The organism is Pannonibacter phragmitetus, from assembly GCF_050510895.1.
Taxonomy (GTDB): domain Bacteria; phylum Pseudomonadota; class Alphaproteobacteria; order Rhizobiales; family Stappiaceae; genus Pannonibacter; species Pannonibacter phragmitetus_B.
The window spans coordinates 1,380,438-1,400,678 of record NZ_JBNINT010000001.1; the positions used below are offsets into that span (position 1 = coordinate 1,380,438).

General features: G+C 63.7%; 16 protein-coding genes and 1 pseudogene. All 17 read right to left on the bottom strand.

Annotated features, from left to right (window positions below; all coding sequences use genetic code 11):
* Window position 1 precedes the first annotated feature (1 nt).
* Window positions 2-217: a formate dehydrogenase subunit delta gene (locus tag ACQB61_RS06490; RefSeq protein ID WP_374630294.1), complete on the bottom strand. Its 216-nt coding sequence runs from the start codon at window positions 215-217 to the stop codon at window positions 2-4.
* Window positions 207-1,025, bottom strand: a complete 819-nt coding sequence (fdhD, locus tag ACQB61_RS06495; protein WP_430511965.1) for a formate dehydrogenase accessory sulfurtransferase FdhD — start codon at window positions 1,023-1,025, stop codon at window positions 207-209. Before fdhD ends, ACQB61_RS06490 begins: the two co-directional genes overlap by 11 nt.
* Window positions 1,022-3,901: a formate dehydrogenase subunit alpha gene (fdhF, locus tag ACQB61_RS06500; RefSeq protein WP_430511966.1), complete on the bottom strand. Its 2,880-nt coding sequence runs from the start codon at window positions 3,899-3,901 to the stop codon at window positions 1,022-1,024. Before fdhF ends, fdhD begins: the two co-directional genes overlap by 4 nt.
* A pseudogene (locus ACQB61_RS06505) lies at window positions 3,898-5,441 on the bottom strand (formate dehydrogenase beta subunit). Before ACQB61_RS06505 ends, fdhF begins: the two are co-directional and overlap by 4 nt.
* On the bottom strand, window positions 5,438-5,917 hold the full coding sequence (locus ACQB61_RS06510; protein WP_430511967.1) for a formate dehydrogenase subunit gamma: 480 nt from the start codon (window positions 5,915-5,917) through the stop codon (window positions 5,438-5,440). Before ACQB61_RS06510 ends, ACQB61_RS06505 begins: the two are co-directional and overlap by 4 nt.
* A gap of 56 nt (window positions 5,918-5,973) precedes the next feature.
* Window positions 5,974-6,918 carry a LysR family transcriptional regulator gene (locus ACQB61_RS06515; protein ID WP_430511968.1) on the bottom strand — a complete coding sequence of 315 codons (945 nt, stop codon included), beginning with the start codon at window positions 6,916-6,918 and terminating at the stop codon, window positions 5,974-5,976.
* 93 nt (window positions 6,919-7,011) lie between these two features.
* Window positions 7,012-8,670 carry an OFA family MFS transporter gene (locus ACQB61_RS06520; protein WP_430511969.1) on the bottom strand — a complete coding sequence of 553 codons (1,659 nt, stop codon included), beginning with the start codon at window positions 8,668-8,670 and terminating at the stop codon, window positions 7,012-7,014.
* Window positions 8,671-9,378: 708 nt separating this feature from the next.
* Window positions 9,379-10,254 (bottom strand): sensor histidine kinase, encoded by an 876-nt coding sequence (locus ACQB61_RS06525; protein WP_430511970.1) that lies wholly within the window; start codon window positions 10,252-10,254, stop codon window positions 9,379-9,381.
* Window positions 10,148-11,440 carry a cache domain-containing protein gene (locus ACQB61_RS06530; protein ID WP_430511971.1) on the bottom strand — a complete coding sequence of 431 codons (1,293 nt, stop codon included), beginning with the start codon at window positions 11,438-11,440 and terminating at the stop codon, window positions 10,148-10,150. The genes ACQB61_RS06525 and ACQB61_RS06530 overlap by 107 nt, the downstream gene beginning before the upstream one ends.
* The gene (locus ACQB61_RS06535) at window positions 11,433-12,848 is read right to left on the bottom strand and encodes a sigma-54-dependent transcriptional regulator (protein WP_430511972.1); all 1,416 of its coding nucleotides are present in this window, start codon (window positions 12,846-12,848) and stop codon (window positions 11,433-11,435) included. Before ACQB61_RS06535 ends, ACQB61_RS06530 begins: the two co-directional genes overlap by 8 nt.
* Before the next feature lie 103 nt (window positions 12,849-12,951).
* Window positions 12,952-14,007, bottom strand: coding sequence for a YeiH family protein (locus ACQB61_RS06540; RefSeq protein WP_430511973.1), 1,056 nt, complete (start codon window positions 14,005-14,007; stop codon window positions 12,952-12,954).
* A gap of 599 nt (window positions 14,008-14,606) precedes the next feature.
* Window positions 14,607-15,581 (bottom strand): TRAP transporter substrate-binding protein DctP, encoded by a 975-nt coding sequence (gene dctP, locus ACQB61_RS06545; RefSeq protein ID WP_430511974.1) that lies wholly within the window; start codon window positions 15,579-15,581, stop codon window positions 14,607-14,609.
* 24 nt (window positions 15,582-15,605) lie between these two features.
* Window positions 15,606-16,895 carry a TRAP transporter large permease gene (locus tag ACQB61_RS06550; RefSeq protein WP_430511975.1) on the bottom strand — a complete coding sequence of 430 codons (1,290 nt, stop codon included), beginning with the start codon at window positions 16,893-16,895 and terminating at the stop codon, window positions 15,606-15,608.
* The gene (locus ACQB61_RS06555) at window positions 16,895-17,485 is read right to left on the bottom strand and encodes a TRAP transporter small permease (RefSeq protein WP_430511976.1); all 591 of its coding nucleotides are present in this window, start codon (window positions 17,483-17,485) and stop codon (window positions 16,895-16,897) included. The genes ACQB61_RS06550 and ACQB61_RS06555 overlap by 1 nt, the downstream gene beginning before the upstream one ends.
* Window positions 17,486-17,547: 62 nt before the next feature.
* Window positions 17,548-18,078, bottom strand: a complete 531-nt coding sequence (locus ACQB61_RS06560; protein WP_430511977.1) for a flavin reductase family protein — start codon at window positions 18,076-18,078, stop codon at window positions 17,548-17,550.
* On the bottom strand, window positions 18,078-18,971 hold the full coding sequence (locus tag ACQB61_RS06565) for an aldo/keto reductase (RefSeq protein WP_430511978.1): 894 nt from the start codon (window positions 18,969-18,971) through the stop codon (window positions 18,078-18,080). The genes ACQB61_RS06560 and ACQB61_RS06565 overlap by 1 nt, the downstream gene beginning before the upstream one ends.
* Window positions 18,971-20,128, bottom strand: a complete 1,158-nt coding sequence (locus ACQB61_RS06570; RefSeq protein WP_430511979.1) for an LLM class flavin-dependent oxidoreductase — start codon at window positions 20,126-20,128, stop codon at window positions 18,971-18,973. Before ACQB61_RS06570 ends, ACQB61_RS06565 begins: the two co-directional genes overlap by 1 nt.
* Window positions 20,129-20,241 lie beyond the last annotated feature (113 nt).

Sequence of the window (20,241 nt, forward strand, 5' to 3'; positions counted from 1 at the left end):
TTTACTGCGGCCTTCTGATCTTTTCTGAAGCTTCCAGCACAAGCGGGCGCAGTCCTTCGCCGCCGGTGTCGATGATCTCGAAAAACTGGCGGCGCATGCGTGGTTCCCAGAAATCGTTGATATGGGACGCAACGCCCTCGACGCCTTCCGCGTGGGGCTTGGTTTCCATGAACTTGGCGATCTGGTTGGCCATGTAGACGAGCTTGTCAGGCGACATGGGCGTCCTCTTGCAGCTTGATCCGGTCGGGGTGGGTGAATATCTCGAAACTGTCTGTCCGTACCAGCGCCGCCAGCGTGATGCCGCAGCTTTCCGCCAGGTCCACGGCGGCCAGCGTCGGGGCGGAGACGGCAATGAGCACGGGCGCGCCAAAGCTTGCACATTTCTGCACCATGTCGATGGAGATGCGCGAGGTGATGATGAAGGCTCCGGCGCGGCTCTGGCCTGCGTCCTGCCGCAGCAGCGCGCCGGTCAGTTTGTCCAGCGCATTGTGGCGGCCAACATCCTCACGTGCTGTCACGATGCGTCCGCCCCGCCAGAAAGCGGCTGCGTGGACGGCGCGGGTTTCGTCCTGCAGCGGCTGATGGGCAGTGAGGCTGGCGGCGGCGGAAAGCACCTCCGCTTCGCTCATGGCAAAACCCGTATCCGGCACCGGGGGCAGGGGGCGGCGGGCAGCCTTCAGGCTGTCGAGCCCGCAGAGCCCGCATCCCACCGGCCCTGTAACCGTGCGCCGCCGGTCATTGTGGCGGTTGCCTGCGCTCTCGCTCAGCCAGATGCGCAGGTCGATGCCGTCCTCTGTTTCCGCAACTTCAAGCTCGCGGATTTCGTCCGGCTCCGCGATGCCTTCAGTCAGCGAAAAGCCATAGGCGAAGTCTTCCAGATCCGCGGGGGTGGCCATCATCACGGCGTGGGTGGAGCCATTGTAGGACAGGGCCACCGGCACTTCGGCCGGCAGGCTGCGCTCACCTTTGCCGCTGCGGCCGCGCGAAATGCGCAGCCGCGGGATGCTGGCGCTGGTCTTGCTCATTCGGCCGCCGGAAGAATGCGGCGGGACTGGGCAGCCTGTGCGGCATAGTCCTCCTGCCAGGTGGAGGGGCCGTTGGACGGGCTGATCTGCACCGCCGTCACCTTGTATTCCGGGCAGTTGGTGGCCCAGTCCGAGAAGTCGGTGGTGATGACGTTGGCCTGCGTGTCCGGATGGTGGAATGTAGTGTAGACCACGCCCGGGGACACCCGGTCCGTCACCTTGGCGCGCAGGGTCGTTTCGCCCGAGCGGCTGGCAAGTCGCACCCAGTCGCCATCCTTGAGACCCCGGTTTTCCGCATCATGCGGGTGGATCTCCAAGAGATCCTCCGCGTGCCAGACCGTGTTGGCGGTGCGCCGGGTCTGGGCACCCACGTTATACTGGCTGAGAATGCGGCCCGTGGTCAGCAGCAGCGGGAAGCGCGGGCCGGTGCGCTCGTCCGTTGCGACATATTCGGTGCGGATGAACTTGCCCTTGCCGCGCACGAAGCCGTCGATATGCATCAGCGGCGTGCCTTCTGGTGCGTTCTCGTTGCAGGGCCACTGCACCGAGCCCAGCTCCTCCAGCTTCTCGTAGCTGACACCTGCAAAGGATGGCGTTGTCAGCGAGATTTCCGCCATGATCTGCGAGGGATGGGTGTAGGTCCAGTTGGCGCCCATGGCATTGGCCAGCATCTGGGTGATTTCCCAGTCGGCATAGCCATTCTTCGGGGCCATCACCTTGCGCACGCGGTTGATGCGGCGCTCGGCATTGGTGAAGGTGCCATCCTTCTCCAGGAAGGTCGATCCCGGCAGGAACACATGGGCATAATTGGCTGTCTCGTTGAGGAACAGGTCATGCACGATGACGCAGTCCATTGCGGCAAGGCCGGCAGCCACATGCTTGGTGTCCGGGTCGGACTGGAGAATGTCCTCGCCCTGGCAGTAAAGGCCCTTGAAGGTGCCATCGACGGCGGCGTCCAGCATGTTGGGAATGCGCAAGCCCGGCTCTTTGTCCAGTTCCACGCCCCACAGGCTCTCGAAGATCTCCCGCACGTGGTCGTTCTTCACATGGCGGTAGCCGGGCAGCTCATGCGGGAAGGAGCCCATGTCACAGGAGCCCTGCACATTGTTCTGCCCGCGCAGCGGGTTCACGCCCACGCCCTTGCGTCCGATGTTGCCGGTCATCATCGCAAGGTTGGCGATGCCGATGACCGTGGTGGAGCCCTGCGAATGTTCGGTGACGCCGAGGCCGTAGTAAATCGCACCGTTGCCGCCGCGGGCATAAAGCCTTGCGGCACCGCGCAGCTCTTCCGCCGCAACACCGGTCAGGGCCTCCGTCGCCTCGGGGCTGTGGCGCGGATCGGAGATGAACTCGGCATAGTCCTGGAACTCGTCCCAGTCGCAGCGCTCGCGGATGAAGGCCTCATCGAACAGGCCTTCGGTGACAATGGTGTGAGCAAGAGCGGAAACCACGGCCACGTTCGTGCCGGGCTTCAGCTGCAGGTGATGCGCGGCCTTGATATGCGGCGACTTCACCAGATCGATGCGGCGCGGATCAATGACGATCAGCTTGGCGCCCTTGCGCAGGCGCTTCTTCAGGCGGCTGCCGAAGACCGGGTGCCCGTCCGTCGGGTTGGCACCCATAACGATGACGACATCGGTGTCCTCGACACTGTCGAAGTCCTGTGTGCCTGCCGAGGTGCCGAAGGTCTGGCCGAGGCCATAGCCCGTGGGCGAGTGGCAGACGCGAGCGCAGGTGTCCGTGTTGTTGTTGAGGAAGACGGCACGCGTCAGCTTCTGCACCAGGTAGGTTTCCTCATTGGTGCAGCGGGAGGAGGTGATGACGCCGACCGACTGGCGGCCATGCTTTTCCTGAATGGCCTTCATACGGGAGGCGGCAAAGCCAAGTGCCTCGTCCCAGGAGACTTCCCGCCAGGGATCGGTGATCGCCTCGCGGATCATCGGCTTCAGGATGCGGTCCTGATGCTGGGCGTAGCCCCAGGCAAAGCGGCCCTTGACGCAGCTGTGCCCACGGTTGGCCTTGCCGTCCTTGTAGGGCACCATGCGCACCAGCTCGTCGCCGCGCATTTCCGCCTTGAAGGAACAGCCGACGCCGCAATAGGCGCAGGTGGTGACCACGGCCCGCTCGGGTGTGCCGATTTCGATCACGCTCTTTTCCTGCAGCGTCGCCGTCGGGCAGGCCTGCACGCAGGCGCCGCAGGACACGCAGTCGGAGGAGAGGAACGTGTCGCTCATCATGCCCGCCGAGACGCGGCTGTCAAAGCCACGGCCCTCAATGGTCAGCGCGAAGGTTCCCTGAACTTCCTCACAGGCGCGTACGCAGCGGGAGCAGACGATGCACTTGGACGGATCATAGGTGAAATAGGGGTTACTCTCGTCCTTTGCCAGCCATTGCGGATTGACATCGCCCCCGGCATTGCGGGCGCGGAAGTGGGTGTCAACGGCCTCGTAACGCACATCGCGCAGGCCCACGGCACCGGCCATGTCCTGCAACTCGCAATCGCCATTGGCAGCACACGTCAGGCAGTCGAGCGGATGGTCGGAGATGTAAAGCTCCATCACCCCCTTGCGCAGGTCCTTCAACTTGCCGGTCTGGGTGTGGACCACCATACCCGGCGCCACTGGTGTGGTGCAGGAGGCTGGCGTTCCGGCGCGGCCCTCGATCTCCACAAGGCACAGGCGGCAGGAGCCAAAGGCATCCAGCATGTCGGTGGCGCAGAGCTTGGGCACGGAAATGCCGGCTTCAGACGCTGCCCGCATGACGGAGGTGCCTTCCGGCACGCTGACCTCGAAGCCATCGACGGTCAGGGTGATCATCTTTTCGGACCGGGCGGCGGGGGTGCCGAAGTCACGGTCGAGCAAACGGGAGTCCTTCATTCCGCGGCCTCCTTCATCCTGTCAAAATCTGCGGGGAAATGGGTCAGGGCGCTCATGACGGGGTAGGGCGTGAAGCCGCCGAGGGCGCAGAGCGATCCGGCCTTCATGGTGCTGCACAGGCTTTCGAGCAGCGGAATGGCGGCGGCATCGCCTCTGGCGATCCGGTCCACCGTCTCCACGCCGCGCACCGCGCCGATGCGGCAGGGGTGCACTTGCCGCAGGATTCGATGGCGCAGAATTCCATGGCAAAGCGCGCCTGCACCAGCATGTCCACGGTGTCATCGAAGACGACGATGCCCGCATGGCCAATGAGCCCGCCTGCGGCCGTAAATGCCTCGTAGTCGAAGATGGTGTCGAAAAGGTCCTGCGGGAAATAGGCGCCGAGCGGTCCGCCCACCTGCACCGCCTTCACAGGACGGCCGGTGATCGTGCCGCCGCCGATATCATTCACCAGTTCGCCCAGCGTCAGGCCGAAGGCGGTCTCGTAAAGGCCGCCATGCTTCAGGTTCCCGGCCAGCTGGATCGGGATGGTGCCATGGGAGCGGCCTACGCCGAAGTCGCGGTAGAACTGGGCACCGCGGTCCATGATGACCGGGATGGAGGCCAGTGACATGACGTTGTTGACGACCGTCGGCTTGCCGAACAGGCCTTCCAGCGCGGGAAGGGGCGGCTTGGCGCGCACGATGCCGCGCTTGCCTTCCAGGCTGTTCAGAAGCGAGGTTTCCTCGCCGCAAACATAAGCGCCTGCGCCAACGCGCACTTCCATGTCGAAGGCATGCGGTGAGCCCAGCACGGATGCGCCAAGAATGCCCTCGCGCCGGGCAATCTCAATGGCCTCCTGCATCACCGCGATTGCGTGCGGATATTCTGAGCGGGTGTAGATGTAGCCCTTCGTCGCGCCCACGGCGATGGCGGCAATGGCCATGCCCTCGATCAGCACGAAGGGATCACCCTCCATGATCATCCGGTCGGCAAAGGTGCCGCTGTCGCCTTCATCGGCGTTGCAGACGATGTATTTCTGGTCTGCCTTGGCGTCCGCAACGGTCTTCCACTTGATGCCGGTGGGGAAGCCTGCGCCGCCACGACCACGCAGGCCGCTGTCGGTGACCTGCTTCACGATATCGGCAGGTGCCATGGCAACCGCTGCTTCAAGGCCGCGCAGGCCCTTGTAGTGGCGGTAGTCCGCCAGCGATAGCGGATCGGTGACGCCGCAACGGGCGAAGGTGAGGCGTGTCTGGCCCTTGAGGAAGGGGATTTCCGCGGTGAGACCATGGGCGAGCCGGTGCGCGCCGCCGGTCAGGAACCCGGCATCGAACAGGGATGGCACATCCGAGGCCTTCACCGGGCCATAGGCAACGCGGCCTTGCGGGGTCCGCACCTCGACCAGCACCTCCAGCCAAAGCATGCCGCGTGAGCCGTTGCGGATGATCTTTACATCAAGATTTCGGGCGGCGGCTTCCCGTTCAATGGCGGCGGCCACCTTGTCTGCGCCGACAGCCAGTGCGGCTGCATCGCGGGGGACGAAAACGGTCACAGTCATTTGCCGATCCCTCCCAGCATTTCGTCGATGCCATCATCATCCAGCCGGGCGTAAAGCTCGCCATCCAGCATGGCGGACGGGCTCTGGGCGCAAAGGCCGAGGCAATAGACCGGTTCCAGCGTCACGCCGCCGTCCTTCGTGGTGCCGTGCCAGTCGATTCCGAGCCTTGCTTTCAGCCTTTCAGCCAGCGCATCCGTACCCATGGACTGGCAGGCTTCAGCCCGGCAGACCTTCAGCACGTGGCGGCCCGCAGGCTCCGGGCGGAAATCGTGGTAGAAGCTCATCACGCCGTGGACTTCCGCACGCGACAGGTTGAGACCGTCCGCGATCACGGGCAGGGCGTCCTGCGGCACGTAGCCGAAGGCCTCCTGTACAGCATGAAGAATGGGCAAAAGCGGCCCTTCCAGAGCCGAATGGGCCGTCACGATCTCCTGCGTCAGGGAGCAGATCGTGGCGGCAGACAGATGTGCCGTCATGTGTTTTTCCTCTCAATTCCGCATGTTAGGCGGAATTTCTCCCACTTCAATTCCGGCTATTCGTCAGCTGATTGAAACCTTCTATCGTTGCGGCCCTCCTCCAGGGCGGCGTTGAACTTGCGGGCAAGGTCGAGCAATGCGGTCAGCATCGGCGTCAGCGGCTCGCGGTGCGCGATGACGAGGCCGACATCCTGTCCCGGCATCTTGTCCTCCGGCAGGTCCCCGGTGATGGGCACGGCAGCCAGATCCTTGCGGTCCAGAAAATGCACGGCGAGCTTTTCCGGCACCACCGAGACCCAGCGCCCGGTCATGACATGTGATGCAAGCACGATGATGGAGTTCGATTCCACCATCGGCATGGAGCTGATGCCTGCCTCCTGCAGGTAACGGTCCACGATGCGCCGGTTCTGCATGTCGCCTGACAGAAGGCAGAGGGGCAGGGGGCCGACTTCCGCCCAGGTCAGCGAGCCCCTGCGCGCAACCTCTGAGTTGGCGCGGCACAGCAGCCGGTAAGTCTCCCGGTAAAGCGGCGTCACTGTCAGGCGGCGGGCGGGCGGCGGGTCGAGATAGGTGATGCCGGCATCCAGCTCCAGCCGCTCCAGCTGTTCGAGGATTTCGGCAGAGGTGCGCGACAGGATGGAGACGCGCACATTTGGGTGGCGTTCGGTGAAGGGCACCGAAAGGTCTGTCACCATCGGCAGGGCCGTAGGGATGACGCCAATGCGCAGATTGCCCGACAGTGCCGATCGCGCTTGCCGCATGTCGGCCTTCAGCGCCCTTGCATCGGCGACGATGCGCAGCGCCCATTCCAGCGCCTTTTCGCCCTCCGGCGTCAGCCCCTGATACCGTGAGCCACGATGGATAAGCTGAACGCCCAGCTGATCTTCCAGCTGCTTCATGGCAGATGAAAGGGTTGGCTGTGTCACGCCGATCACTTCGGCGGCGCGGCCAAAGTGCTGCTCGTTGGCAAGGGCGATGAACATTTCCAGCTTGTCGATCATGGGTCCGCTACCGGCAGGGGCACAGCAGTTCCAGTCTGGTGGAACCGGCCGGGCAGAAAGCGCCCGGCCAGCCTGTTCTAGCAGGAAAAAGTATCAGCCGAAGAGGGCGGCGGTCTTTTCCAGCGTGATCCAGACACCCCAGAGGATCGGGATGACCATCACGGCCCAGGCAAGTGCGGCCTTGGCGTCCAGCCCGCCCTTGCCGATGCCGAAGGAGCCATGGGCGACGTTGGCATCCGCCGTGCGGGCCTTGGCCTGCAGGGCTGCGACTTCCTCGTCAGACATGTACCATTTCTTGTCCAGCGGCCGGACCAACGCGTTGGCAATGAGCCCGATCAGCAGCATGCCGCAGAGGATATACATGGTGAAGTCATAGACCTGAGCCCGGGGGATGCCGGCGTTGATCTGTGCTTCACGGATGTAGTTCACCACCACGGGGCCGAGGATGCCGGCCGTTGCCCAGGCTGTCAGCAGGCGGCCATGGATGGCGCCGACGAACTGAGTGCCGAAGATGTCGGCAAGGTAGGCCGGTACCGTGGCAAATCCGCCGCCATACATGGACAGGATCACCGCGAAGATGGCGACGAACAGCAGCTGGTTGCCAAGCTGTGCCGCCGTCGGGGCCAGGGCATAGAGCACAATGCCGAGCAGGAAGAAGGTGAAATAGGTGTTCTTCCGCCCGATCCGGTCCGACAGCGAGGCCCAGAAGAAGCGGCCCGCGATGTTGAACAGGGACAGGAGCCCGGTGAAGCCTGCTGCAATTGCCGCGATGGCGGCCTTCTGTTCGCCCGACAGATCTGTGAAGGTGAGTTCGGGCAGGCCGATCAGCTTGCCGGAGAATATTTCCTGCAGCATGGGAGAGGCCATGCCGATCACGCCGATGCCGGCAGAGACGTTCATGCACAGCACGATCCAGATCATCCAGAACTGCGGCGTCTTGTGCGCGTTGTTCAGGTGCACATGATGCTGGGTGATCATGGTGGTGGCCTTCGACTGCGGCGGGGTCCAGCCTTCCGGACGCCAGCCAGCCGGCGGCAGACGGTAGCCGAAGGCGCCGCCCAGCATGAAGACGAAGTAGATCGCCGCCATGACGAGGAAGGTCTCCCAGACGCCGACGCTGGTGGCCGTTGCGAAGTAGCTCATCAGCCGGTCTGCCAGCGGTGCGCCGATCATGGCACCGCCGCCAAAGCCCATGATGGCCATGCCGGTCGCCATGCCGCGCCGGTCCGGGAACCATTTGATCAGGGTGGAGACGGGCGAGATATAGCCAAGCCCAAGGCCGATGCCGCCGATGACGCCAGCGCCCAGCCACATGAGCCAGAGCTGATGGGTGATCACGCCCACGGCCGCCACGGCAATGCCGCCGCACCAGCAGAAGGCGGAAACGACGCCCGCCTTGCGCGGCCCGGCCTTTTCCAGCCAGCCGCCCCAGATGGCCGCCGAACAGCCAAGGAAGACGAAGAAGAGGGTGTAGATCCAGCCAAGATCCGCCACGCGCCAATCACACGAGGCGGTGAACAGGGCGCCAACCAGCGTCATGCCCTCGCAGGTGACGGATTGCTGGATGCCGATGGCACGCGACAGCGGCAGCCAGAACACGCTGAAGCCATAGGCCATGCCGATGCAAAGATGGATGGCAAGCGCTGCTGGCGGCACGAGCCAGCGGTTGAATCCGGGTTTTGCAATGATGCGTTCCCGGTCGAGCAGTCCTCCTTCGGAGTACCCGCCCTCGACGCCGGTGGTTGTGGTCATTCCTGTCTCCTCCCGAGAGCCCCTTTCACAGGGGGACCTTGGAGGGCGCCTTCGCATGACGGACCGGCGGCTTTTGCAAGCCATTCTCCGGACCCCAGCCCCCGTTCCTCCCGAAGGCCGCCTCTCCCCGGCAAGTTACTTAGCCAGAAGCGTGCCAGTTGCCGGGGAAGGGAGTGAATTGAAGGGCAGGCGTGGTTTGCATCAGGTTTTGTTGAGATGGCGGAATGCGTGATATTCTAGTTAACTATCTGAAAAAATATGACTAATTGGGCCCGGTGATGCTGTGGGGCGATCTGTCAGAATGTGCCGGCACGAGGGCCGCGCACCTTGCTCTCCAGCCCCTGCCGGACCTCCACCCGCAGCATTCGCCCTTCATGCCGGACAACTTGGGAGGCTCAGGGACAGCTTGTCCGGACAGAGGGTCTTGGGGGGCAGAAAACAGGACGGTTCTTCCGGTGGCCCTAGTGCCCTTTTCGCTTTTAGGGCAGTGTTTACAATGGGCCGCCAGGCAGGCGCCAACTCCTCTCCCCCTTGAGGGGGAGATGCCCCCGACAGGGGGCAGAGGGGGTAACGGACTGCCCGTTTGTAAGAGAGGTGGTGCTGTGTTGAAGCGCTGCTACCCCCTCTGTCTGCTGGCGCAGACATCTCCCCCTCAAGGGGGAGAGGAATGCTGCGGCAAAAGGAGGGCGCATTCCTATCTTTGCCCCCTCACACCGCCTCCGGCAAGAAGATCATGAACGTAGTTCCTTCGCCGGGGGTGCTCTGGACGGTGATGCGGCCGTTCTGGCGTTCGACGAGTTTCTGGCAGATGGACAGGCCAAGGCCGGAGCCGGTGGCGCTTGACCCGGTGCCAGAGCTGCTGCCGGGGGCAGGGCGGGTGGTGAAGAAGGGTTCGAAGATGCGGGCCTGCACCTCGGCGCTCATGCCGGTGCCGGTGTCTGCCACCGTGAAGCGCACGCCGGAATGGCCGGTTTCTTCCGCGTCCTCGCAGGCGAGGCGCAGCCGTCCGCCACCGGGCATGGCGTGGACGGCATTGACGATGAGGTTGATCAGCACCTGCTGAAGCTCGGTGCGGTTGATCAGCACCTGCCGGGTGGAGAAGGGCTCCAGCGTGACGCTGACATCGGCCTTTTTCAGAAGATGCTGCACCAGCGGCAGGCAGCCTTCGAGGGCTTCGGCGGGGTCGGTGCGCTCGGTCCAGCCGGCGAATTCCTCCGGCCGTGCAAACTGCAGGAGGCGGGTGACGATGAGGTGGATGCGGTGGACCTGCTCGTCCAGCAGGCGGAACTCGGTGGCCGCTTCCACCGCACGGTCGCCCATCACCTGGCGCAGCACATCGAGATTGCCCTGGATGACGGCGACCGGATTGTTGATCTCATGGGCAACGCCTGCGGTGATCTCCCCGATGGCGGCGAGTTTTTCCGAGACGATGAGCTGGCGGGTGGCGGCTTCCAGCTGCAGGTTGGATTGTTCCAGCTCACGGGTGCGCTCGGCAACGCGGGCGTTGAGCTGTTCGTTCCACTGGCGCAGGGCGGCGTCCCGCTCCTGCACGAGATCCAGCAGGTGGTCGAGCAGATGCGCCACGCGGGTGATTTCGTCCTGACCGGCCCCGCCGCCCTGCGGCGGGGGCGTGGGTGCGGGCGCCCATGTCGCCTGCCTCAACACGGGAAATGGTGCCGGCCATCTTCTCCAGCGGACGGAAGATCGCCCGCGCCCAGCGCAGGAAAATGGGAACGGTGATGGTGCCGATGGCCAGAAGCGCAAGGACGACCAGCAGCACCGTCTGCTGCCGCGCCTGCGTGAAGGGCGTTTCCAGAAAGCCGACATAAAGCATGCCGACGCGCTGGCCCTCGCTGTCGAGGATCGGCTCATAGGCGGAGATGTACCAGTCGTTGACGACAAAGGCGCTCGCCCGCCAGGTGATGCCGTCATCCAGCACGGTCTTGCGCACGGCATCCGACACCCGCGTGCCCAGCGCCCGCTTGCCCTCGAACAGGCGCACATTGGTGCTGATGCGCACGTCATCCAGAAACAGCGTCGCCGTGCCCTCGCTGCCCTCCGGCAGGCTGCCCTGCCGGTAAACGAGATCATTGATCGTGTCGATGAAGACGAGGTTCTGGTTGAGAAGCAAGCCACCGGTGAGCGCAGCCTTGCGTCCATCGGCAAGCGTGACCGGGGTAGCTGCCAGAATGACCATGCCACGGTCTTCGGTCTTGCGCGGGCTGGGGGCGGCGTTGGCGGTGGGCACGATGTCGAGCCTGGCACGCGCCGCAAGCTCCGGCGACAGCCGTTCAAGATCCGGGCCGGAGAGAATGGTGATGCCGGTGCGGGCGCTGCCTTCCAGCGCGCTGGCGATGACCGGGGAGGATTGCTCCGGCAGCCGCAGGTCCGGGCTGCTGGCGGCAATCAGCGCGCCTGAGGCGTCGCTCAGATAGAGATAGTCGAGGCCGAGGACGGTCTTTTCCTGCGCCAGCAGATCCGCCAGTGCCGGGCCGGAGGCGGCGCTCTGGAAGCGGGCGGACTGGGCGATGGCGGTCAGCCGCTCGCCGTTGGTTTCCATCAGCCGGGCGAGATATTGCCGGGCGATGGTGAGATCGGCGCTCACCTTGTTGATCAAGACTTCGCTGAACTTGGCATTCCAGCGCAGTATGATGCCGCCGGCCACCAGCGGCACGATGACCAGCATGGGCAGAAGCGCAATCGCCAGCAGGCGGAAGCGGACGGAGCGGGATGGGCGGACGCTCTCCAGAGGCGCGGCAGGGTCAGACATTCCAGTCCCTGAGCCGCCGGTCGATGGTCTTTCGGGAAATGCCGAGAAGGCTTGCGGCTGCATCCCGGTCGCCGCCGCAGCGCTCCAGCGTGCCCAGAATATGGCTGCGCTCCATATCGGCCAGCGTCGGCGTGCCATCGGCCTGCGGTGCCGCACTGGCGTGCCCGCCGGTAACGGGCGTTTGCGCGGTGCGCAGGAAGTCCGGCGGAAAGCGGCCAAGGATCAGGCTGCGCTCGATGAAATTGCGCAGCTCGCGCACATTGCCCGGCCAGTCATAGGCGGCAATCGCCCGGCGCACCTCTTCGGTGAGCGGCAGCGGCGGGGTGCCGAGCTGCTGCGACAGCTTCTGCATGAACAGTTCCGCCAGATCGAGCCCATCACACCCGCGCTCCTTCAGTGGCGGCATGTGCAGGCTGACGATGTTGATGCGGAAGAAGAGATCCGCCCGGAAGCGACCCTCAGCCACCGCCTTTTCCAGATCCACATTGGTGGCAAAGACAAAGCGCAGATCGACCGGCAGCTCCCGTTCCGCACCAACGGGGCGCACCTTGCGGTCTTCCAGAACGCGCAGCAGCTTGCCCTGGGTCTGAAGGGGCAGATCGCCGATCTCGTCCAGAAACAGCGTGCCGCCGCGGGCATGCAGGAACAGCCCCTCACGGCCATTCTGCGCACCGGTGAAGGCGCCTTTCACATGGCCGAAAAGCTCGCTCTCCACCATGTCGGACGGCATGGCAGCGCAGTTGACCGGCACGAAGGGCTTGGCCGCCCGGTCGGACAGCTCATGGATCATGCGCGCGGCCACTTCCTTGCCGGTGCCTGATTGGCCGGTCAGTAGCACGGAGGAGGGGAGCGGGGCAACGCGGGCGATGGTGGCTCTGATGTCCTCGATGGCGGGGGAGGCGCCGATCAGCTTGTCACGCAAGAGGATAAGGTCAGAGCTTGCCTTCAGTTCATGACGCAGCACCGTGTTCTCCCGCTGCAACTGCATCCGGTCGAGGCAGCGGGCCACGGCATTGAGGATCTGGTTGGAGCGGAAAGGCTTCAGCACGAAATCCGCCGCGCCCGCCTGCAGCGCTTGAATGGCCGTCTCGAGGTCGGCATAGGCGGTGATCAGGATGGCGGCAGGCAGAAAGCCGGTGTCGCGCTGCTCGGCCAGCCAGTCGACGCCGCGCTTGCCGCTCATGATATTGTCGAGGATGACGATATCGAAATGCGCTGCATCCAGCAGGCCTGCGGCCTCTTCGACGCTGGCGGCCAGATCCAGATGGCGGCAGCGCGGGCGCAGCGTCCGGTCAAGGAAGTTGCGCATGCCTGGCTCGTCATCGATGACGAGGATCGAGGCTTCGCCCAGCGCCTGATCAAAGCCTGTCTTCGGCGCAGCGCTGGCCAGTGCCGTGCTGGTGTTCATGTTCCCCTCCCACGCTGCCTGCTTGCGGTGTCTTGTCTGCACCTTGCGAGCGGCAGACTGTGACCCTCGCAAAACTGGCAGGGAAGGGCAAGGGTGGAGAACTTTAATGCAGCCGGTCGAGCGGCAGGAACTCGACGCAGATCAGGATGAAGCCTGCGAGGAACACGGTTTCGGCAACCAGCAGCGCAATGGCGCGGCGGCCAACGCTCATGATGTTGGGCAGGGAGGTCTTGACGCCGACCGCGCCGATGGCCGCCAGCAGCGCCCAGCGGGAGGCCGCATTGGCGCCTTCTGCAACGAAGGCCGGGATTTCGATGATGGAATTGAGAATGGCCAGCGCCAGAAAGCCGAGGACAAACAGCGGCACCAGCGGCGGACGCTTGGCATCGGAGGGCACGGATCGGCGGAAGGCGAGGGCGATCAGCAGCACCACGGGCGCCAGCATGGTAACGCGGATCAGCTTCACCAGCACGGCCATGTCGCCGGTTGTTTCGGAGACGGAGAAGCCGGCGCCCACCACCTGCGCCACATCGTGGATCGTTGCGCCGAGGAAAACGCCGGTTACCTGATCGCTCATGCCCAGAGCGGCGGCGAGGATCGGGTAGCCGATCATGGCGAGTGTCGACATCATCGTGACGCCAAAGACGGCAAACACCATGTCCCGCTCGGCCTCATGGGCCGATTTGCGCGGTAGTACGGCGGCGATGGCCATGGCGGCGGACGCCCCGCAAATGGCGACGGCGCCGCCCGTGAGCAGGCCGAAGCGGCTCTCCTGCCCGAAGAGGCGCGAGACGGCCATGCCAAAGCCGATGGTCAGGGCAACGGCGCTTGCCAGCACCAGAAGCATCGGCAGCCCGAGATCTGCAAACATGCCGAGGCTGATCCTGAGGCCGAGCAGCGTGATCCCGGCGCGCAGGAGGCTCTTGGCCGCAAACTCCAGCCCCGGCAGCATGCGCGGATCATCTGAGAGGAAATGCAGCGCGAGGCCGATGAGGATCGCCAGCAGCATGGCCGGCGCGCCGTAATGCTCCGACAGGAAGGCGGAGGCGAGCGCAATCAGCACGGCGATGGAAAGGCCGGGGAAACGCAGGCGCATGCGCGCCGCAAGCGAAGTCTCTCCGCTCTGAGCAGGAGGAAAGGCCTGATCTGGAGTGGCCATGATGTGAACCTTCAGGATTGGGCGCAAAGAGACGCACCGGATACTCCGGTGCCTGTCTTGAGAGCCGCTGTTTTCGCGGGGCAGGAATTTTTGTTTCAGGACAGATGAAAGGATATCTGGTCTGGGCCTGTTTGCGGTTGGTGTTTGTGGCTGGAATCTACGGCAAGGCCTTTCAGCCCGCGCCCCCTCGTGGCGCAACGTTTACAACGGACAGCCAGTCAGGCACCAATTCCTCTCCCCCTTGAGGAGGAGATGCCCCCGGTAGGGGGCAGAGGGGGTAACGGACTGTCCGTCTATAAGAGAGATCCTGCCGTACTGAGGCGCTGCCACCTCCCTCTGTCTGCTGACGCAGACATCTCCCCTCAAGGGGGAGAGGGGGCTGCGGCCAAAGGACGGTGCGTTCCCGCGCCATGCGTCCGTTGTAAACATTGCCCCACGAGGGAGGAGAGGCTACTCCGGTCATATCCGAGGTTCCCAAAAAGCAGGACGGAGCGCGCCCCGTCCTGCTGGATCAATGTCAGTCGGCCGTTTCTGCGGCGCGCTCTGCGTTAACGATTTCCTCGGCTTCAGCCACGGCCGTGGTGAACATGGCGAAGACTTCATCCCCCCGTAACCTTGGTCTTGAACCAGTCGAACACCGGGGCAACGGCCTCCTTGAAGGCGGCCTTTTCCTCGGCGGTCGGCACGTAGATCTCGCCACCGGCTTTCAGGAAGTCCTGATAGGCGGCGATTTCCTTGCGCTTCGGGCTGGCGAAGGTGGCCTGCTGCAGCGCGGCGAAGCCATCGGCCACCACTTTGCGCTGCTCCGGCGACAGCGACAGGAAGCGGTCGTTCGACATCCACCAGAAGGCGCCCATGTAGGAGTGGCCATCGAGGGTGATGTACTTCACGCCCGCATCGGTGAACTTCATGTTCATGATGTCGGTGATGCCGTTGGCCGTGCCTTCAACAACGCCGGTCTGCAGGGCGGTGAAGAGTTCCGGCCACGGAACGGGGGTGGGGGAGGCGCCGACGGCGGTGGCCACCTGCTGCGGCAGGTCGGCCGGGACGGTGCGCATCTTCAGGCCCTTGAGGTCTGCCGGGGTCTTCACTGTGCCCTTGGTGTTGGCATAGTTGCGCCAGCCGCCGGTGTTGCCGATGGTCATCAGGCGGATCTTGTTGTCGCTGTCGGCGAGCGCCTTGGCGCGCAGTTCGCGGGTGAAGGGGCCGGTCAGCACGGCCTCTGCCACCCGGTCGTCGCTCATGAGATACGGCAGGTCCAGCACCTGAATATAGGGGAAGAGGCCCGCTGCACCGCCGGAGGTGGAGATGTAGATGTCGATGTTGCCGTCCGCGACGCCCTGAAGGCATTCCTCGCCCGTGGCGCAGAGCTGGGTGCCGATGAACAGCTCCACGGCAATCGCGCCGTTTGAGGCATTCTCGACGTAATTCTTGAAGACGACGAGGCCGTCATAATCCTCGTCATTCTCGTTGGAGTTGGCGGTGGCGCGCAGGGTGATGTCTGCGGCCTGCGCCATAGTGGCCATGGACAGTGTGCTGGCCAGCAGCACGGTTTTCAGAAGTGCCTTGAGCATTCCAGTTCCTCCCTTTTACTCAAGTCAGTTCACGAACCCCAGAAGGCGGGGGACGGTGAGGCAGATGGCAGGGAAGTAGGTGATCAGGAAGATCACGGCCACTTCCGCCGCCAGGAACGGCAGTGTTGCCCGGGCAATGGTCTCCACCCTCAGGCCGGATACGGATGAGGTGACGAAGAGCACGAGGCCCATGGGCGGGGTGAGCAGGCCAACGGTCAGGTTCACCGCCATGATGATGGCAAAATGGATCGGATCCACGCCCATGGAGGTGAAGATCGGACCAAGGATGGGGCCCAGGATGATGATGGCAGGCCCTGCATCCAGGAACATGCCGACGATGAACAGCAGGATGTTGATCAGGAACAGCAGCACCAGCGGATTGTTGCTGAGGCCAAGGATGATCTCGGCCAGAAGTTCCGGCGTGTGGGCAAGGCTGGCGACGGTCTTGAAGGCCATGGCTGCGCCCACCAGCAGCAGCACCACGGCGGAGGTCATGCCGGCGCGCGTCAGCACGTCCGGGATCTCGCTCAGCTTCAGCGTGCGCATGACGAAGAGGCCGATGAAGAAGGCATAGCCCACGGCAATGGCCGAGGCTTCCGTCGGTGTGAAGACACCGCCCAGGATGCCGCCGAGAATGATCACCGGCGTCAGCAGCGGCCAGAAGGCCGAGAGGCTTGCCTTGCGTCTGTCAGCCCACGAGGCACGCGTTGTTGCGGCAGGCAGGTTCTCCCGGTCGGCCTGCAGCCAGACGATGACCATCAGACTGAGGCCAATGAGGATGCCCGGCACGATGCCTGCAAGGAACAGGGCAGCAACGCTCTGGTTCATCACATAGGCATAGATGATCATGATGCCGGAAGGCGGGATGATCGGGCCGATGATGGACGAGGCCGCAGTGACGGCGGCAGCAAAACGGCGGGTGTAGCCCTGCTTCTCCATGGCGGGAATGAGCATGGAGCCGAGCGCCGAAACATCAGCCACCGCCGAGCCGGACAATCCGGCAAAGAGCATGGAGGACATGATGTTTACATGCGCCAGGCCTCCGCGCAGATGGCCAATCATGGCCTGCGCAAATTCCACGAGGCGCATGGTGATGCCCGCCCGGTTCATCAGCTCGCCTGCGAGCATGAAGAAGGGGATCGCCATCAGCGGGAAACTGTCCATGCCGTTGTAGACATTGCGGTAGAGCAGGGCAATTTCACGCTCTTGCCCGTTGATTGCAAGCAGAGCGGCTGGTGCCATGATCAGGCCGAAGACGACGGGCAGACCGAGGAATAGCAGCAGCAGAAAGAGCGGCAGGAAAAGACTGAGCATCACTCCGCTCCCAGAGACTGAGTTTCGGCAATCGGTGTAAGCTGGCGTTCAGCGCCCGCCAGTGAAATGAGGCTGCGCAGGATCAGCTCGATGCAGACGGAGAACATTGCCGTACAGCCGACTGCGAGCGAGGCCATCATCCAGGCGCGGGGAACCTTCATCCAGACGGAAAGGTCCAGCGATGCAGGCACGGAAATTGCCGCCATCGCAAAACGCCCGCCAATGCCTGTGACTTCCTTCCAGCCCAGCTTCATTGCGTAGAACAGGAGGCCGGCAATCAACATGAGCAGAACGAGATTGAGCACGCCGGCCACGAAGCGCGGCAGCAGAATCACCAGCATGTCGATGCCAACGAAACCACCCCGGCGAAAGGCCGTGGGTACCATCAAGCCGGTCATCCAGAGCATAAGGAAACGTGACGCCTCTTCCGTCCAGGCGGGGGCGTCGTTGAGCACGTAACGGAAAAATACCTGTATCAGGATGATGGTAACCATCAGCCCGACGCAGCCTGCCCCGATCCAGCGGCCTGCGGCCAGCGCCGCGCCGTTGACAAGGCCCAGGTATCTGGCAAGTGCCAGAATGAAAGCCATCATCTTCCTCCCACCAGCCGCGGTCTCCCGGCGCGGCTGCCACACTCGAATGGCCTGATTTGTCAGGTCATTCGGGCAAACCGTCCGAAAGTGCCCTGCGAGAAGCAAAGCGGTGCGCCATCGCGCTGTGCTACGCGTAGCACCCGTCCGATGACAATGGAATGGTCCCCACCGTCGTGAACGGCGTGCAGGGCGCACTCGAAGCGGGCGAGCGTGCCAGGAATGACCGGCGTGCCTTCCGCATTGAACGCCCAATCCAGCCCGTCAAAGCCAGTACCGCCACGGGTAAAACAGGTGCTGAGGTTGTCCTGCTCCTCGCTCAGCACATGGATGGTGAAATGCCCGGCGGTGGTGAAGCCGCCGTGCTTGGATGAGCTTTTGGCCGGCGACCACAGCACCAGCGGCGGGTCCAGCGACAGCGAGGTGAAGCTGTTGGCCGTCATGCCCATCGGGCCTTGATCACCCATTGCCGTCACCACCGTTACGCCCGTGGCAAAGGTGCCCAGCGCGTTGCGGAACTCGCGCGATGTGTCCGCGCCTGGCACGAACAGCCGCTCATCCCGTCCGGAAAAGTGCCCGTTCGCCGCCATCATTACGGAACATCCTTGCCGATGGCGAGGGTGTAGAGCTCGAACCAGGTCTGCCGGTCCATCTCCACCTTGGCTGCATCGCTGATCTTGCTGATCCGCTCGATGTTGTTGGTGCCCATCACTGGAATGATCCGTGCCGGATGGCGCAGCAGCCAGGCAACGGCGACGGCGGTTGCATCAATGCCCTGTGCCGAGCCAATCCGCTCCAGTGCCGCCAGAAGCTGGCGGTTGTCCTCGCCGAAGAGTGAGCCGCCGCCAAGCGGCGACCAGGCCATGGGGGCAATCGCGCGTTCCTGAAGATAGGCCAGATCGCCGTTGATGAAACATTCGGTTGCCACAAGGCTTATCTCGATCTGGTTGGTGACGAGCTTGCTGCTCATCGCCGACTGCAACAGTGAGAAGTCCCAGGGGCGGAAATTGGATACTCCAACGCTGCGCACCTTGCCGGAGGCCACAAGACCATCCAGCGCCTTGCCGGTTTCTTCGTGGTCGATCAGCGGGTCGGGCCGGTGGATCAGCAGCAGATCGATCCGGTCCGTGCCCATGTCGCGCAAGGAGGCCTCGACCGACGCGGTAATGTGACCGGCAGTGGTGTCGTAGTACTTCACCCGGCGGTCTGCATAGCGGCCGACCGGGGCGACGATGCCGCATTTGGTGACGAGTTCCACCTTGTCGCGCAGCTGCGGCGATGCCTTCAGCGCGCCGCCAAGGATCGCTTCGGCGGTGTAGCCGCCGTAAATGTCGGCCTGATCCAGCGTGGTGATGCCCTGCGCCAGACAGCTTTCGATCTTGGCCTGAACATGCGCCGGGCTGGTGTTGCTGTCGTCACCGATGCGCCACATGCCGTAGACGATGCGGCTGAGGCTCAGGTCTTTGGTGAGATCAATGCGGTTCATTAGCGGCGTTCTCCCACGCCCAGCGGAGTGGCGGGCGTCTCGCTTGGCACTCGGCCATATTCATGGGGCAAGGAACAGGTCTTGAGCTCGGGCAGGACCTTGGTTCCGAAGTGACCGGCTTCCTCCAGATGCGGATAGCCGGAGAAGATGAAGGCACGGATGCCCATCTTCCGGTAGGATTCAATCTCCGACAAAACCTGATCGGTGGAGCCGACGAGCGCCGCACCGCAGCCCGAGCGCGCACGCCCAATGCCTGTCCACAGATGCGGCTCGATATAGCCGAACTTGTCCGCCAGTTCCCGCGCGCGGGCCTGATGGGCAACGCCCAGCGAGATCGAGTCGTGTGCCCGGTCGCGGATCAGTTTGCCGTATTCATCATCGAGCTTAGAGACGAGATGTTCGGCATATTCGCGGGCTTCGGCTTCCGTGTCGCGGACAATCATGTGAACGCGCAGGCCATAGTCGAGTGTGCGGCCATGGGCGGCGGCGCGCTCATGCACGGCCTTCATCCGCTCTGCCAGCTGGTCCTTGGTCTCGGGCCACATCAGATAGACGTCACACTGGGCACCGCACAGCTCCAGCGCGTCCGGTGAATAGCCGCCGAAATAGAGCAGGGGGCCGCCGTTCTGCTGATAGGGCCGAGCCGGTTCCGTCGATACGCCCTTGAACTGATAGACCTCGCCCTCATGGTCGATAGTCTCGCGTGTCCAGGCCTGGCGCAGGATCTGAACCACCTCGTGGCTTCGCTTGTAGCGGAAGGCGCTGTCAGCAACTTCACCCGGGAAGTCCGAGCTGATGACGTTGAGCGTCAGGCGGCCCTTGAGCATGTGATCGAGCGTCGCCACCGTGCGTGCCAGCATGATCGGCTGCATTTCGCCGCAGCGGATGGCCGCCAGCATGTTGATGCGCTCCGTAATGGGCGCGCAGCCGGCCACGAAGCTCAGCGTGTCCTGCCCAACCTGATAGGAGGAGGGGCACAGGATGTTGCGGAAGCCAAGGCTTTCCGCCTTCTGAACGATCGAGGAGCAGTGCTCCCAGCTGGAGCGCAGGCTGCCGTCCGGCACGCCGAGATAGGCGTAATCGTCGGAACAAAGAGCCGCAAACCAGGACACTTCGGACGCGTCGAGATCGGCGGAGGTCACGGGAACAACGGTCATCATACTCCCCTTTTGAGCCGCAGTTTCCACTTGCGTATCACCTGCATTGATGTAAATCAATAGTGTATCAATTTTCTTCGATCCACTCCCCGGGTGCCTCATCCCATGGCCGG